The sequence below is a fragment of the Dorea acetigenes genome, from assembly GCF_025567385.1.
Taxonomy (GTDB): domain Bacteria; phylum Bacillota; class Clostridia; order Lachnospirales; family Lachnospiraceae; genus Claveliimonas; species Claveliimonas acetigenes.
In genome coordinates this window covers 1-15061 of record NZ_JAOQJU010000020.1, presented here as the reverse complement: position 1 = coordinate 15061, position 15061 = coordinate 1, and the positions used below count along the sequence as shown (strand labels likewise).

10 protein-coding genes are annotated in these 15061 nt (G+C 45.1%); 8 read left to right on the top strand and 2 right to left on the bottom strand.

Annotated elements, in window-relative coordinates; genetic code table 11:
* Positions 1–8 precede the first annotated feature (8 nt).
* Complete coding sequence (locus OCV99_RS13135; RefSeq protein WP_334307874.1) at positions 9–719, top strand: pentapeptide repeat-containing protein; 711 nt, start codon at positions 9–11, stop codon at positions 717–719.
* Here OCV99_RS13135 and OCV99_RS13130 read toward each other — a convergent pair.
* Positions 716–1837, bottom strand: coding sequence for a DUF4317 domain-containing protein (locus OCV99_RS13130; RefSeq protein ID WP_158371162.1), 1122 nt, complete (start codon positions 1835–1837; stop codon positions 716–718). The two genes, OCV99_RS13135 and OCV99_RS13130, sit on opposite strands and share 4 nt — an antisense overlap.
* Before the next feature lie 125 nt (positions 1838–1962).
* On the opposite strand from OCV99_RS13130, the gene OCV99_RS13125 reads away from it, so the two are divergent.
* From OCV99_RS13125 to OCV99_RS13115, 3 genes are all read left to right on the top strand, one after another.
* The gene (locus OCV99_RS13125) at positions 1963–3198 is read left to right on the top strand and encodes a D-alanyl-D-alanine carboxypeptidase family protein (protein ID WP_158371160.1); all 1236 of its coding nucleotides are present in this window, start codon (positions 1963–1965) and stop codon (positions 3196–3198) included.
* 158 nt (positions 3199–3356) lie between these two features.
* Complete coding sequence (locus OCV99_RS13120) at positions 3357–5039, top strand: phospho-sugar mutase (protein ID WP_158371158.1); 1683 nt, start codon at positions 3357–3359, stop codon at positions 5037–5039.
* Positions 5040–5451: 412 nt separating this feature from the next.
* Positions 5452–5856 (top strand): helix-turn-helix domain-containing protein, encoded by a 405-nt coding sequence (locus OCV99_RS13115; RefSeq protein WP_158371157.1) that lies wholly within the window; start codon positions 5452–5454, stop codon positions 5854–5856.
* 42 nt (positions 5857–5898) lie between these two features.
* On the opposite strand, the gene OCV99_RS13110 is transcribed toward OCV99_RS13115, so the two are convergent.
* Positions 5899–7164 carry a peptidoglycan-binding protein gene (locus tag OCV99_RS13110; RefSeq protein WP_158371155.1) on the bottom strand — a complete coding sequence of 422 codons (1266 nt, stop codon included), beginning with the start codon at positions 7162–7164 and terminating at the stop codon, positions 5899–5901.
* A 60-nt stretch (positions 7165–7224) separates the two neighbouring features.
* Here OCV99_RS13110 and OCV99_RS13105 point away from each other — a divergent pair, with 60 nt between their 5' ends.
* The 4 genes from OCV99_RS13105 to OCV99_RS13090 all read left to right on the top strand — a co-directional run bounded on the left by OCV99_RS13105 (position 7225) and on the right by OCV99_RS13090 (position 14842).
* Positions 7225–8556 carry a transglutaminase domain-containing protein gene (locus OCV99_RS13105; protein WP_158371153.1) on the top strand — a complete coding sequence of 444 codons (1332 nt, stop codon included), beginning with the start codon at positions 7225–7227 and terminating at the stop codon, positions 8554–8556.
* A 173-nt stretch (positions 8557–8729) separates the two neighbouring features.
* Positions 8730–9800: a carbamoyl phosphate synthase small subunit gene (locus tag OCV99_RS13100; protein WP_158371151.1), complete on the top strand. Its 1071-nt coding sequence runs from the start codon at positions 8730–8732 to the stop codon at positions 9798–9800.
* Positions 9800–12997 carry a carbamoyl-phosphate synthase large subunit gene (gene carB / locus OCV99_RS13095; protein ID WP_158371150.1) on the top strand — a complete coding sequence of 1066 codons (3198 nt, stop codon included), beginning with the start codon at positions 9800–9802 and terminating at the stop codon, positions 12995–12997. Before OCV99_RS13100 ends, carB begins: the two co-directional genes overlap by 1 nt.
* Before the next feature lie 12 nt (positions 12998–13009).
* Positions 13010–14842 (top strand): RICIN domain-containing protein, encoded by a 1833-nt coding sequence (locus tag OCV99_RS13090; RefSeq protein WP_158371148.1) that lies wholly within the window; start codon positions 13010–13012, stop codon positions 14840–14842.
* Positions 14843–15061: the final 219 nt, after the last annotated feature.

Sequence of the window (15061 nt, the reverse complement as noted above, 5' to 3'; positions counted from 1 at the left end):
GGATTGGGGTGAGTTATTTGTATAAATTAAGCAAAGAAGAACTGGAAGAAAGATTGAAAGGGCGTGTCCGTGGAGAGGTGTTGGATCTATCCGATCTGGAGTTTGACGATATGGATCTGTCGAGAAAGGATCTTTCTTATATTAAATTTGATTTATGTATGTTTCAAAATGTGGTTTTTGACGGAGCGGACCTTACAGGATCCAGTATTATGAATGCTGGTTTGGATGGGTGCTCTCTCAGAAAAGTGATTTTTGAAAATGCGAATCTGTATGGGGCGTGTATGAGGGGGTGTGATATGACTGGCTGCAATATCAAAGGTGCCAATCTTTTTGCGGCAGTACTGGAGCATGCGGTATTGGACGATATTGTGTCAGATGAGAATACGCAGTGGTTTCGGATGCACTGCCCGGAGACCGGACCGATCCTTGGCTACAAGAAATGTGTCAACGACCGGCTGGTACAGCTTCTGATTCCGGCAGATGCCAAGCGTACATCGGCGACCCTGCCTTCCTGCAGATGTAATAAAGCAAAGGTGCTTACCATTAAGAGTTTTGATTCTACAGAGGAATTTGATGAAGCTTGGTCTCTGGTAGATGAAAACTTTGTGTACCGGAAAGGGCAGTGGGTAGAAGTGAAGGATTTCAATGAAGACCGGTGGATGGATTCCACTACGGGAATCCATTTCTGGATGACCCGGGAAGAGGCCATCGGGTATTAGGATTTCACGTTTATTCCGTTGACCTCCACTTCGCTGTCAACAGGAATGACAAGGCATTTTCTACCGTCGATTTCTCTGATTTCTACCAGGTCTGCCCGTTCCGGATTTACATTGATTACAATCTCCGGAGTTTTGATGTTGAATTTTCGTGTGCTTGCGATGTTGGAGACAAGGAGCGTGCTCTTTTCTCCAACAGCTTCATCATAATCTTTATCAAAGGACTCCAGATTTTCTTCCGCCACGCCGCTTACGGATAGGAGACGGCGCATATCTTTTTTATCCAGGGCGAAAGAATCCAGACTTTCTTTATTTTCTTCTATCATCTCATTCAGGTTTTCATGGATAGATTTCACTATTTCATAATTACAGCTTTCTCCCAGGGTATCACTGAGGATTGTATGGAAGGAATCCTTCTGTGTACCTGCGGACATGACTTCATTGCAGCCTAAGACTTGTTCTACAAAATAATCCTGAAGTTCCTCAGGCTTTTTAGAATAGTAGAGCAGGTTGTGAAGGTCGCTGCTCCTGTCATTGAAAGCGGGGAATAAAAAGCCTGTGGCAGGTTCTCCTACGATCCAGTCGCGGATGCGGTCTTCGATTGCATTTTTCTCTGCATTATAGCAAAGGCCCGCCTTTGAGAGACTTACAGGACAGATACTGCACAAGATAAAGTCGTACACAGTGTCAGATGCATCAAACATCTCCATCCCGTCGGATGCACGCCCGGGGACATCGTAGGCGGCATGAATGAGGAGAATCAGATAATGTTCTCCAAAATCATAGCTCTCTACTACTTTATCGTAGAATTCCGACAGAAGGATATCGTCGGTCAGCTTGCTGTTTTTAAGCTGTAATAGGAAATCTTGTGTGCCTCCTTTGAATTCCTGATCTAACGGAAATCCCATGTTGAGGAGATTCTTCCCTACGGTGCCGGACAGGGTTTTTTTGAAAATGTCGAAGTATTTAAATTCTTCTTCCTCAGGAAGAGACAGGAATGCTTCTTTAAATTCCAGCTTTTTTTCCTTGTCGCCATCAACGTAACATCCGCAGATGCGGGTGATGGCACAGTTCTGTGGGCTGAATTGCTTACGGATTTCTAATATTTCTTTTTTATTCATATGTAAAACCTCTTTCACGAATATACTGTTTTTTATCTTATCACAACGAAAATGGATATGCCAGTCATATTTTCTTAAACATCATATTACACTAGTAGTAATCGATACGGTATGGAGAGTTGCCGATGAGACGTTTTCTGGCACTGATACTTTGTGTAATGCTGTGTGCGCAACCTGTAATGGCAGCAGATAATTATGGAATCGCATATGAAGAAGAGACAACAGAGCAAGAAACGATAGAAGGGAACGTGGAAGAAAGTACAGAAGAGAAGCAGACGGGAGGGGTAGAGATATCCGCACCGTCTGCTATTTTAATGGAGGCTTCTACCGGAACTGTCATTTACGAGAAAGATGCCGACACTCAGCGTCCGCCGGCAAGTGTTACCAAGATCATGACGCTTTTACTGATCTTTGATGCACTTGAAGAAGGAAAAATCGGACTGGAGGATGAGGTGACAACCTCCGAACATGCGGCATCCATGGGTGGTTCTCAGGTGTTTCTGGAAGCCGGAGAGACGCAGACGGTAGAAACAATGATAAAGTGTATTGCGGTTGCCAGCGCTAACGACGCCTGTGTGGCGATGGCAGAGTATGTGTGGGGCAGCGAGGAAGAATTTGTAAATCATATGAACGAACGTGCGGCCGGACTTGGAATGGAGCATACGCATTTTGTAAACTGCTGTGGGCTGGACACGGAAGGACATCTGACGACAGCAAGGGACATTGCGCTTATGTCGCAGGAAATGGTTACCAAATATCCGCAGATTGAAAACTATTCTATGATTTGGATGGAAAATATTACACATACGACAAATAAAGGTTCCAGTGAATTCGGACTTGCGAATACCAATAAGTTGGTACGGCAGTATGAGTATACGACCGGATTGAAAACAGGGTCTACCGGAGAGGCGAAATTCTGTGTCTCTGCTACTGCCAGGAAAAACGATATAGATTTGATTGCGGTTATCATGGCTGCGCCGGATTCTAAGATGCGGTTTCAGGATGCCAGAACTCTTTTGGATTATGGGTTTGGCAAATGTATGAAATACATAGATGATGGAAGCGGACGGCTTGACCCGGTCCCGGTTGCATCAGGTGAAGAAAAGGAAGTTCCGGTAAAACAGGCGGAACCATTTCAGTATATTGATGTGGAAGGGGCGGATTTAAGTAAGATAGAAAAAAAGATCATTACGCAGGGTGATGTGGCTGCTCCAGTTAAAGAAGGAGATAAGGTGGGAGAAGTTGTCTATTCTATCAATGGGACGAAAATAGGAAGTGTGGCTATTGTGGCGACGGTCGGTGTTAAAAAAATGAGTTATAAAAAGGCGGTAGAGAATGCATTAGAAGTTCTGTTTCTGTAATTGTAATAAATTGACAGGATTTTACGGAAGGAATTGTTATAAAGTGTGGAATATTAACAAGAATAGATTGACACCTGTCTCTAAATTATTTAAAATTAAACATAGGTATATATTTATGGAAATACCTTCTATAATGATTAAAGGATAGGTGAGTAACGATGTACATGGACGACTACAAACGCTGGGCTGATGCTGACCTGGAGGATGCTGACCTGACAGCAGAACTGAAGGAAATCGCCGGTAAGGAAGAAGAGATTAAGGAACGGTTCGCGGTTTCTCTGAAGTTTGGTACTGCAGGCCTCAGAGGTGTGCTGGGCGCCGGTTCCAACCGTATGAATATTTATGTTGTACGCCAGGCAACGCAGGGACTGGCAAACTGGGTGAAAACACAGGGAGGCAATCAACTGGTTGCAATCAGTTATGACAGCCGTATTAAGAGTGATGTGTTTGCTAAGACAGCAGCGTGTGTTCTTGCGGCAAATGGGATTAAAGTCCGCATTTACGACGCTCTTATGCCGGTTCCGGCGTTGAGTTTTGCAACCCGTTATTATGAGGCAAATGCCGGCATTATGGTTACGGCGTCTCATAACCCGGCAAAATACAACGGATATAAGGCATATGGCCCGGACGGCTGCCAGATGACGGATGAGGCAGCAGATATTGTGTATGCAGAGATTCAGAAGACAGATATCCTTGAAGGTGCTAAGATGATGAGCTTTGAAGAGGGAATGGAAGCAGGTCTGATCGCCTATGTGGGAGATGATTGTAAAGAAGCTCTTTACGCTGCGATTGAAGCGCGCAGCGTCCGCCCGGGACTTTGCAAGACGGCGGGGCTGAAGTTAGTATATTCTCCGCTTAACGGCAGCGGCCTGGTTCCGGTTACCCGTGTTCTGAATGACATTGGTATTGATGATATTACGATTGTTCCGGAGCAGCAGTATCCGGACGGCAACTTCCCTACATGCCCATATCCGAACCCGGAGATTTTCGAGGCATTGAAATTAGGTCTTGAACTGGCAGAGAAGTCAGGAGCGGATCTGATGTTGGCTACCGATCCGGATGCTGACCGTGTAGGTATTGCAATTAAGTGCCCGGATGGCTCCTATGAGCTGGTATCCGGCAATGAGGTTGGAGTCCTTCTGTTAGATTATATCTGTGCGGGCCGGATTGAGAATGGCACGATGCCGGAGAATCCGGTTGCAGTAAAATCTATCGTATCCACGCCGCTTGCAGATGCGGTAGCTGCACATTATGGTGTAGAACTCAGAAGTGTTCTGACCGGCTTCAAGTGGATTGGAGACCAGATTGCCACTCTGGAGGCGGCGGGAGAAGTAGACCGCTTTATCTTTGGATTTGAGGAAAGCTATGGCTACCTGGCAGGACCATATGTACGTGATAAAGATGCGATTATCGGTTCTATGTTAATTTGTGAGATGGCAGCATACTACCGCAGTATCGGTTCTTCCATTAAGCAGCGCCTGGAAGAGATTTATGCACAGTACGGACGTTACCTGAATAAGGTTGACAGCTTTGAGTTCCCGGGTCTGTCCGGTATGGATAAGATGGCAGGAATTATGGAAGAGTTGCGTAAGAATCCGCCGACAGAGATTGGCGGTTATACGGTAGTGAAAGTTACAGACTTTAAGAAACCGGAAGAGACAGGACTTCCGGCGGCGAATGTCCTGATTTATGATCTGGAAGGCGGAGCAGCGGTTATCGTTCGTCCGTCCGGTACAGAGCCAAAGATTAAGACATACTTTACGACATTGGGAAAAGACCTGGCAGAGGCACAGGCTCAGAAGGATAAACTGGCAGAAGCTCTGAAACCAATACTGGCATAGGCTGATATAGAAACTGAGAATAAAAGTAGACATCCGGATAGAAAATTGCCGATACTGATATCGGGGTATTTATATTTCAATGTTTCAGTGTTTACATTCATAAGAGATGCAGTACTGAACCGGGCGCAAGGTTTTAAAGTGATTTAGAGTTTTAAGTTCAGATATAACAAAAGAACCAGGGTGTATCAAGCCCTGGTTCTTTTGCAATCTAGAGTTTTGCAATCGGAAACATTAAATCGGGGTTGTAAGAACTCTTAATTTTGTTTCCGATAATACTGTAACACAGGGTGAAGAGGTTTTCTATGTTCATCCTTGACAGAAAAAAAGTGAAAAATTGTCCCCTCGGGATAAAGTGGGAAAGCAGAAGATGTGGTAGAATGCAAAAAGAGTGACAGAAGGGCAGGAGATAAAAATGGCGGTGGAGTTAAATAGGCTTTATAAGGAAATCTATGCAGATTACGGTCTTATAGGAACTGTGACGGCAGGCAGGATTTTATGCTATGAAGAAATCGGCGTCTACCAAATACTTGCAGACAGAAAAGACGAACAGATATATCAGGCATTTGTTGAAAAAACGCTGGGGAAGCTTATCGAGTATGATAGGAAGAATGGAACAGATTATCTGAAACTTCTGGATGCTTTTTTTCAATGTGAGTGTAATTTGACGAGGACTGCGGAACACCTTTTTTTTCATAAAAATACTTTGAAGTACAAAATGAATGCAGTCAGAGAGATTTTAAAATGTGATATTACCGCGAATGAGAATAGGTTGAATATTATGCTTTCGCTGGCAATTCTTCGGATGGGAAAAGGCTAAGAAACCTTTTCCCATTCTTCCTTTATCAGGACAAATGCCTGGTTATACCAGTTCTGCGATTCTTGAGACTCCTACATATATTTCAGATATTTTATACCAGGTTTTATAGTCTGTGATTCCGGTTTGCGGAAGCCCGAAAACAGATTGAAATTTTCTTACAGATGCTTCTGTTGCAGGACCATAGATTCCATCAGCGGTGATTTTCGGAATGGCAGGGTATGCTCCGGCAATAACATTTAGCTGCTCCTGCATCTGAAGCACCTTTTGCCCGGTGGAACCCCGCTCCAGGTTATATCCCGGCCAGGAAGAAGGAATGCCGGAGATTGCCTCGGCGGTGTTGATGTACATATCATCGCCATAATAGTAGCGCAGGATTTCGATGGGCGTATAGCCTTGTTCTCCCAGGGACATGGATCCCCACTGGGTCATCCAGTTCGGGCATTGCACTCGTCTGCCGTCGCAATACTGGGTGAGGATAGGCTGACGGACATTCGGACGTGACAGGTAGGAAGCGAACAGTTCGTCTACGATGACAGAAATGGTGTCATAGAAATTCCGTTCCGGTATCCATTTATGGTCAAAGGCAGTAGAGGAAGTGATGGTGAAATCATAGCCCTGGTTCCTGTACCATTCCGTATATACCCGGTTTAAGGTAAAGGACATGATGGCAAGGACATTTGCCCGGATCGTGTCGGCTGGCCAGGTGGCGTAAATCTCACTGGACGCCACATTTTTGATATAATCCTTATATTTGACGTAGTAATTCTGCGCCGTGCTGTCACGGGGGCTGCCGTCATGTACTACGATGTATTCCGGGACAACTACGCGGCTTAGAACGATTTCACCTGTTTCCCGTGTCGGCTTAATCTCATCTTCCGGGATTTTTTCCGGGTAATTTCCATATAGAGTATGCGCAGGGATTACAAAGGTTTCCTCATCCATGCCGGTTTCATCCGAAGGGCGGAGCTGTACATTTTGTAAGGCGGTAACGTCTGAGAGGATTTCCGTTCCGGCGATTGTGACAGGTTCAAAGCCGGGAGCAGAGATCTGAAGCGTATACTCGGCGTAAGGCTGTATTTCATTTTCGGGATTTAGACTGTACTCTAAAGGAGGGGCGTCCAATTCGATGGTTTCTGTCTGACCGGAGCTGTCAGTGGTGAGCTGTTCCAACTGGCTTTCCGGAACGCCGGTGTAAGAAATGTTGATGGTTGCGTCTGCAACAGGGAAAGCGGTTATCTCCGAAACAATATTAATCTGCAGGCGCCCTTTGTCCGGAGTATCCCGGAGAGAAGGATTGGTTGCATTCATATAGTGACCTCGTAGATTTCTATTACAATTATTGTATGCTGTGAAATTTATATTGTGAAAATGGGATATATTACATATAATGAAAGCAGCGGTATTATTAAATTGGAAAAGGAGACAGATGTGGGAAGACGGCAGAACGGCAGAAAGCAGCGGGGCTGTGTGACCGCTTTTTTGAGTATTATATTGGCAATTGGCTGTGTACTGCTTATCGGGATACAGGGAATGTCCTGGATTAGCAGAATTCCCTGGGGGCAGATGGAAGCGTGGATACAAAAGCTTCCGTGGACACAGGAAATAACAGAGCAGTCAGAGGTGAAGGAGGAACAGGAGACAGTGCCATTTCAGAAGGTGACTGTCCATGAGGGAAGCCTTGAGGATAAATTTTATTATCAGCAGCTTTCTGAAAATGAAAAAAGCTGTTATAAGGAGATTCTTCAGGGAGTGAAGGATGAAGCGGAGGAAATATATGTACACAGCAGTGATGCGGACCGGGTCAACCAATTGTTTCTATATATTATAAAGGACTTTCCGGAACTGTTCTGGTGTGATGGGAGCGGAAGTGCATCGGCTTATCGGAATGAAGGATATACAATTCTTACACCGGTTTATGCGGGGACGCCCCAGGAGCGGCAGCAGCGAAGAGCGCAGATTGAAGCGAAGGTGAATGAATGTCTGGAAGGGATTTCTTATGCAGCTTCTGATTACGAGAAGATATTATATGTATATGAGTATATTGTGGATACAGTAGAGTATGATGAGACAGCAGCAGAGAACCAGAATATATACAGCGTGTTTGTAGGCGGACGCTCAGTCTGCGCCGGGTATGCCAGGGCAACCCAGTACCTTCTGGAACAGTTGGGAGTGTTCTGTACTTACGTGACTGGTACGGTGGAAGGCAGCGGGTCACATGCCTGGAACCTGGTTCGGTGCGAGGGAGAATATTACTATGTAGATACCACATGGGGTGATCCGGTATACAGGCAGGCGGAAGGAACGGATGTACCGGAGTGGGAGAATATTAATTATGATTATATGTGCTGTGGAGACAGTGAGATATTTAAAACTCATACTCTGGATGATGGGATAGAAGTCCCTGCTTGCACGAATATAAAGTGGAATTATTACGTGGTAAATGGCATGTATTATGATTCTTATGATGAAGAAACTATCCTGAACGCCATGAATGAAGTGATTGGAAGTAAGGGAAACCCGGTGACTTTAAAATTTGCATCTGAAGAGGTATATGAGCAGGCGAAAGACGGGGTGCTTAACGACCTGGTGGGGCGGGCGGCACAGAACCTTTGCAGGATGTACGGACTTATGCAGGCGGAGTATTATTATCAGGACAATCCGGAGCTTTGTAAAATTACAATTTACTGGAAGTATGAATAAGAAAGTCTGTGCATGGAAAATATAGATTTGCAGTTGTAAATTATACCAAAATGTAGTATAATCATTTCAATTTGTGGAGACATGAATTGCGAGGAATGTAAATGCAAAGGGGCAGTTGTGGGAGCACATACTGCCTTTTTTAAGGAAATTTATTGAAGGGATAAGGTGAATATATGAGAGCATTTCTAATACTAGAAGACGGGACTGTTTTTTCCGGAACCAGTATTGGTTCAGAAAAGGATATGATTAGTGAAATTGTTTTTAACACCTCAATGACAGGATATTTAGAGGTGTTGACTGACCCTTCTTATGCCGGACAGGCTGTGGTTATGACTTATCCGTTAATTGGTAATTATGGAATTACACCGGATATGGAATCCAAAAAAGCTTGGCCGGATGGATATATTGTAAGAGAATTGTCCAGGATGCCGAGTAATTTCCGGTGTGAAGGTACGATTCAGGATTTTCTAAAAAAGCAGGATATTCCGGGAATTGCGGGGATCGATACCCGTGCTCTTACAAAGATATTGAGGGAAAAGGGTACGATGAATGGTATGATTACCACAAATGAGAATTACAATCTGGAAGAAATTCTGCCAAAACTTCAGGCATATAAAGTCGGAGATGTGGTATCAAAAGTGACTTGTGAAGAAAAATATGTCTTAGAAGGCAATGGGCCAAGAGTTGCGCTGATGGATTTTGGAGCAAAGAATAACATTGCCAAATCTTTAAATCAAAGAGGGTGTGAAGTTACCGTTTATCCGGCACACACAGCCGCCGAAGAAGTCATTGCATCAGATCCGGACGGAATTATGTTATCGAATGGGCCTGGTGATCCGGAAACATGCGTATCTATCATCAAAGAAATCAAGAAATTATATGACACGAATATTCCCATTTTTGCGATCTGCTTGGGACATCAGCTGATGGCTCTTGCCAATGGCGGTAAGACTTATAAGTTAAAATATGGACACCGGGGTGGAAATCATCCTGTGAAGGATTTAAGCAATAACCGCGTTTATATTTCTTCACAGAACCATGGGTATGCGGTAGATGGAGCCAGCATGGATCCGGCAGTAGCAAGAGAAGCGTTTGTAAATGTGAACGACGGAACGAACGAAGGTCTTTCCTATGTGGGGAAAAATATTTTTACGGTGCAGTTCCATCCGGAAGCATGTCCGGGACCACAGGATTCAGGTTACTTGTTTGACAGATTTATGGATATGATGAAAGGAGCTAAATAATGCCTAGGAATAAAGAAATCAAGAAAGTATTGGTGATTGGTTCCGGTCCTATCGTTATCGGTCAGGCGGCGGAATTTGATTATGCAGGAACACAGGCATGTCGTTCCTTGAAGGAGGAAGGCCTGGAAGTTGTCCTTCTCAATTCCAATCCGGCAACCATTATGACGGATAAGGATATTGCAGACCGTGTTTATATTGAGCCATTGACGGTAGAAGTGGTGGAGCAGCTTATTCTGAAGGAACGGCCGGACAGTGTGCTGCCGACCCTTGGCGGCCAGGCGGCGCTGAATCTGGCAATGGAACTGGATGAAAGAGGATTTTTAAAAGAGAATCACGTCCGGCTGATCGGAACGACTTCGGAGACGATTAAGAAGGCAGAAGACCGTCTGGAGTTCAAGAAGACGATGGAGAAGATTGGCGAGCCTTGTGCTGCATCCTTGGTGGTGGAGAATGTAGAAGATGGAATCACTTTTGCTGAGAGTATTGGCTATCCGGTGGTTTTGCGTCCTGCCTATACCCTTGGCGGAAGCGGCGGCGGAATTGCCCATAACCGGGGGCAGTTAATGGAAATCCTGGAAAACGGTCTGCGTCTTTCCCGTGTGGGACAGGTTCTGGTCGAGCGCTGTATCGCAGGATGGAAAGAAATCGAGTACGAAGTGATGCGTGACAGTAATGGAAATTGTATTACTGTATGTAATATGGAAAATATTGATCCGGTAGGGGTTCATACGGGAGACAGTATTGTTGTCGCACCATCCCAGACGCTGGGGGATAAGGAATATCAGATGCTTCGGACTTCCGCACTGAATATTATCAGTGAGCTGAACATTACCGGCGGATGTAACGTACAGTATGCGCTTCATCCGGAAACTTTTGAGTATTGTGTAATTGAGGTGAATCCCCGTGTCAGCCGTTCTTCTGCGCTGGCATCTAAGGCGACAGGTTATCCGATTGCTAAGGTTGCCGCGAAGATTGCCCTTGGCTATACCTTGGATGAGATTAAGAACGCAGTTACGCAGAAGACTTATGCAAGCTTTGAGCCTATGCTGGATTACTGTGTAGTGAAGATTCCAAGGCTTCCTTTTGATAAATTCATCAGTGCGAAGCGTACATTGACGACGCAGATGAAGGCAACCGGAGAGGTTATGAGTATCTGCGACAACTTTGAAGGCGCGCTTATGAAGGCAATCCGTTCTCTGGAGCAGCACGTAGACAGCCTGATGTCCTATGATTTCTCAGACTTATCGGAAGAGGAACTTCTGGAGAAGCTGGAGATTGTAGATGACCGCCGGATCTGGATGATTGCAGAGGCGATAAGGAAAGGAATTTCTTACGAGAAAATCCATGATATTACTAAAATTGATCTATGGTTCATTGATAAGATTGCGATTCTCGTTGAGATGGAGCAGAAACTTCAGAATACGCCGCTTTCGGAAGAACTTTTAAAGGAAGCGAAGCGGATGGAATTCCCGGATCATGTAATTGCGAAGCTTACCGGGAATTCAGAGCGGCAGATCCATGACATGCGGCACGCATATGGCATTACCGCTTCTTATAAAATGGTAGACACTTGTGCGGCAGAGTTTGCAGCAGCGACGCCCTATTATTATTCTGTGTTCGGAAGTGAAAATGAAGCAGAAGAAAACCATGATAAAAAGAAGGTTCTGGTGCTTGGCTCCGGTCCGATCCGTATCGGCCAGGGAATTGAGTTTGACTTCTGTTCTGTACATTGTACCTGGACATTTGCCAAAGAAGGATATGAGACGATTATTGTAAATAATAATCCGGAGACGGTAAGTACAGACTTTGATATTGCAGATAAATTATATTTTGAGCCGCTGACACCGGAAGATGTAGAAAGCATTGTAGATCTGGAAAAGCCGGATGGAGCGGTGGTGCAGTTCGGCGGACAGACAGCGATTAAGCTGACCGAGGCGCTTATGAAGATGGGCGTGCCGATTCTGGGAACATCAGCAGAAAATGTAGATGCGGCGGAAGACCGGGAATTGTTTGACGAAATCCTGGAAAAATGCGGAATTCCAAGACCGACAGGAGGAACCGTATTTACAGCGGAAGAGGCGAAGGAGGTAGCGAACCGTCTGGGGTATCCGGTTCTGGTAAGACCTTCCTATGTACTTGGCGGCCAGGGAATGCAAATTGCAATTAACGATCACGATATTGATGAATTTATCGGAATCATTAACCGAATCGCACAAGACCATCCGATTCTGGTAGATAAGTATCTGCAGGGAAAGGAAATAGAAGTAGATGCGGTATGCGATGGAGAGGATATCCTTATTCCGGGTATCATGGAGCATATTGAGCGTGCCGGAATTCATTCCGGAGACAGTATTTCTGTGTATCCGGCGCAGAGTATTTCTGAGAAGACGAAGCGTACCATCGAAGATTATACAAAGAAGCTTGCCCGGTCTCTTCACGTAATTGGATTAATTAATATCCAGTTTATCGTATGTGGCGAAGAAGTGTACGTAATTGAAGTGAATCCGAGATCCAGCCGTACCGTGCCATATATCAGCAAGGTGACAGGTATCCCGATTGTGCCGCTGGCAACAAAAGTAATCATCGGCCATAAGATTAAGGAACTTGGCTATACTCCGGGACTGCAGAAGGAAGCCGATTATTTTGCAATTAAGATGCCGGTATTCTCTTTTGAAAAAATTCGTGGAGCAGATATCAGCCTTGGCCCTGAGATGAAATCTACCGGTGAGTGCCTGGGTATTGCAAGAACCTTTGATGAAGCGCTCTATAAGGCATTCCTTGGGGCAGGGATTCAGCTGCCTAAACATAAGAATATGATTATGACGGTAAGGGATGAAGACAAGCCGGAAGCAGTGGAAATCGGACGTCGTTTTACACAGATCGGCTACCGGATTTTCGCTACGAGAGGTACAGCAGAAGCGCTGAAAGAGGGCGGCGTAAAGGCAATTGCAGTAAATAAGATCGAACAGGAATCTCCGAACCTGATGGATCTGATCCTGGGACACAAGATAGATTTGGTTATTGACACGCCTCCGCAGGGAGCAGATCGTTCCAGAGACGGTTTTGTCATCCGCAGGAATGCCATTGAGACAGGAGTAAATGTGCTGACTGCCATTGATACGGCGAAGGCATTGATTACCAGTCTTGAGAATACGGATATTAAGAAGCTGACCTTGATTGATATTGCGACAATATAGTGAGGAAACATTATGGGAAAAAGAGTTTGGAAAAGGATATTGGCGATTTGCCTTTGTATGGCAATCATTTTGGGAAATGTTATGGTGACAAAGGCGGCGTCCAATCCCTATCCGGAATGGCAGACAATTAATGGCGTTACAACCAGGAGATGTACCTGGTATGCGTGGAAGCTTACCTATGAAAGAACCGGCATTGCCCTGCCCGGTCTGGGGAATGGAGGGCAGTGGTATGACAATGCGAGAAATGCAGGATATTCCGTCGGTAGTACGGCGGTTGCCAATTGCCTTGCCGTGTGGACAGATTCAGACTTGGGACATGTGGGATATGTGGATTATGTGAATTCTAATGGGACGATGCATGTGCTGGAGGGTGGTAGGACAGACTGCCTGGGTACCGGCGGTATTGGAGAGATTACAATTTCAAGTACAGTAGGTTCTACCCGTTCAGGCGGGACACAGACCTTAAAAGGATTTGTTTATCTTGGGAATGCACCCAAATGGTACAGTTCCATGACTCCGGTAAATATTGGCGATGATGTTTATGCTCATTTAATAAAAAATAGTACGTGGAATCACCTGGGCGCTGTAGATAACAATGTTCAGCTGGTAGCTGCGGGACAGGCAGATGGTTCCGATGTGTGGCATTTCGTCCGGCAGTCAGATGGATCATATGTTATTTATAACTGTAAAGACAGCACTAAGGTCCTAGATGTAAACAATGCGGCAAGCGCTTCGGGAACAAATGTCGGTTTGTGTACAAAATGGGGAGATAACAACGGAGCGCAGAAGTGGTATATATACGGGCCGTGGAGTGGAGAATATATCCTGAAACCCCAATGCTCGGACGCCGTGCTTGATGTATCTAATAATGGAAGCGCTATAGGGACGAATGTGCAGATTTGGACTTATAATAATAGTGCGGCGCAGCAGATGGCTCTGTATCCGGCTGCAAAGGCGGAAGCCAGTACACTTTCTGTTACACCGGGAAGCAGTACCGAGCCTACAACATTTAGTTGGACAAAAGGGAAAAATGCGAATACATATAATGTAAATATTGAAACAGGTTCACCGGGACAGATGCATACTTACAAGGAAGTATGGAATCTGCAGGATACTTTCTATCAAATTACACTTCCGGAGGGGTATTATGAGGTCTGTGTATATGGCTGCAATTCTTTTAGCTACAGTGGCAGCAATGTTGTGAAATTCAACGTGCAAAAAGGAAAGGAACCGGAACCCGTTCCCGACCCGGAGCCGGAACCGGACACGCCGGTAGGACTTCCATATGTAGACGTGGCAGAAGGTGACTGGTTCTACGATGGAGCATACTACAACTACTTTGCAGGAACTATGACGGGTACAGATCCTACACATTTCGCTCCATACGCAACGCTGGTACGTGCGCAGTTTGCAACCATCCTTCACAGAATTGAAGGAAAATCGGATGTAGCTTATACGAACAGGTTCCCGGATGTACCGGATGGACAGTTCTATTCAACGGCAGTTCTCTGGGCGGCAGAGGCGAAAGTTGTTACCGGATATACAGACTCCGGCTATTTTGGAACGAATGATCCGATTACCCGTGAGCAGATGGTAACCATGATGTACCGCTATGCGAATTATATGAAGTATGAATCCGGAGAACCGACAGACATCAGTAAATTTACGGATGCCGGAAAGGTATCAGAATTCGCAGAAGACGCTATGAAGTGGGCAGTAGGAAATGGAATCATTGAAGGAAAAGAAAATGAAGACAACTCCTGGCGTCTTGACCCGCAGGGCAATACGAGCCGTGCAGAATGCGCAATTATTATTATGCGCTTTTTGGAGAAATACAAAAAATAAATAAAGATACCGGAGAGAGAACTGTTAATTTACGACAGTTCTTTCTTTTTGCTTTTTTGTGTAAAAAGATTATTATTTTAATGAAATTCAGCAAATTTTAAAATATTTAGAATTGACAATAAAATCAGAGGTAGGGTGCATATTCCGCAAGAACTGCGCATCCGTTCCAGAGGAACGGAGCGCCATTCCGCTTCAAACTGAGCAAAGCTCAGCAGGTTG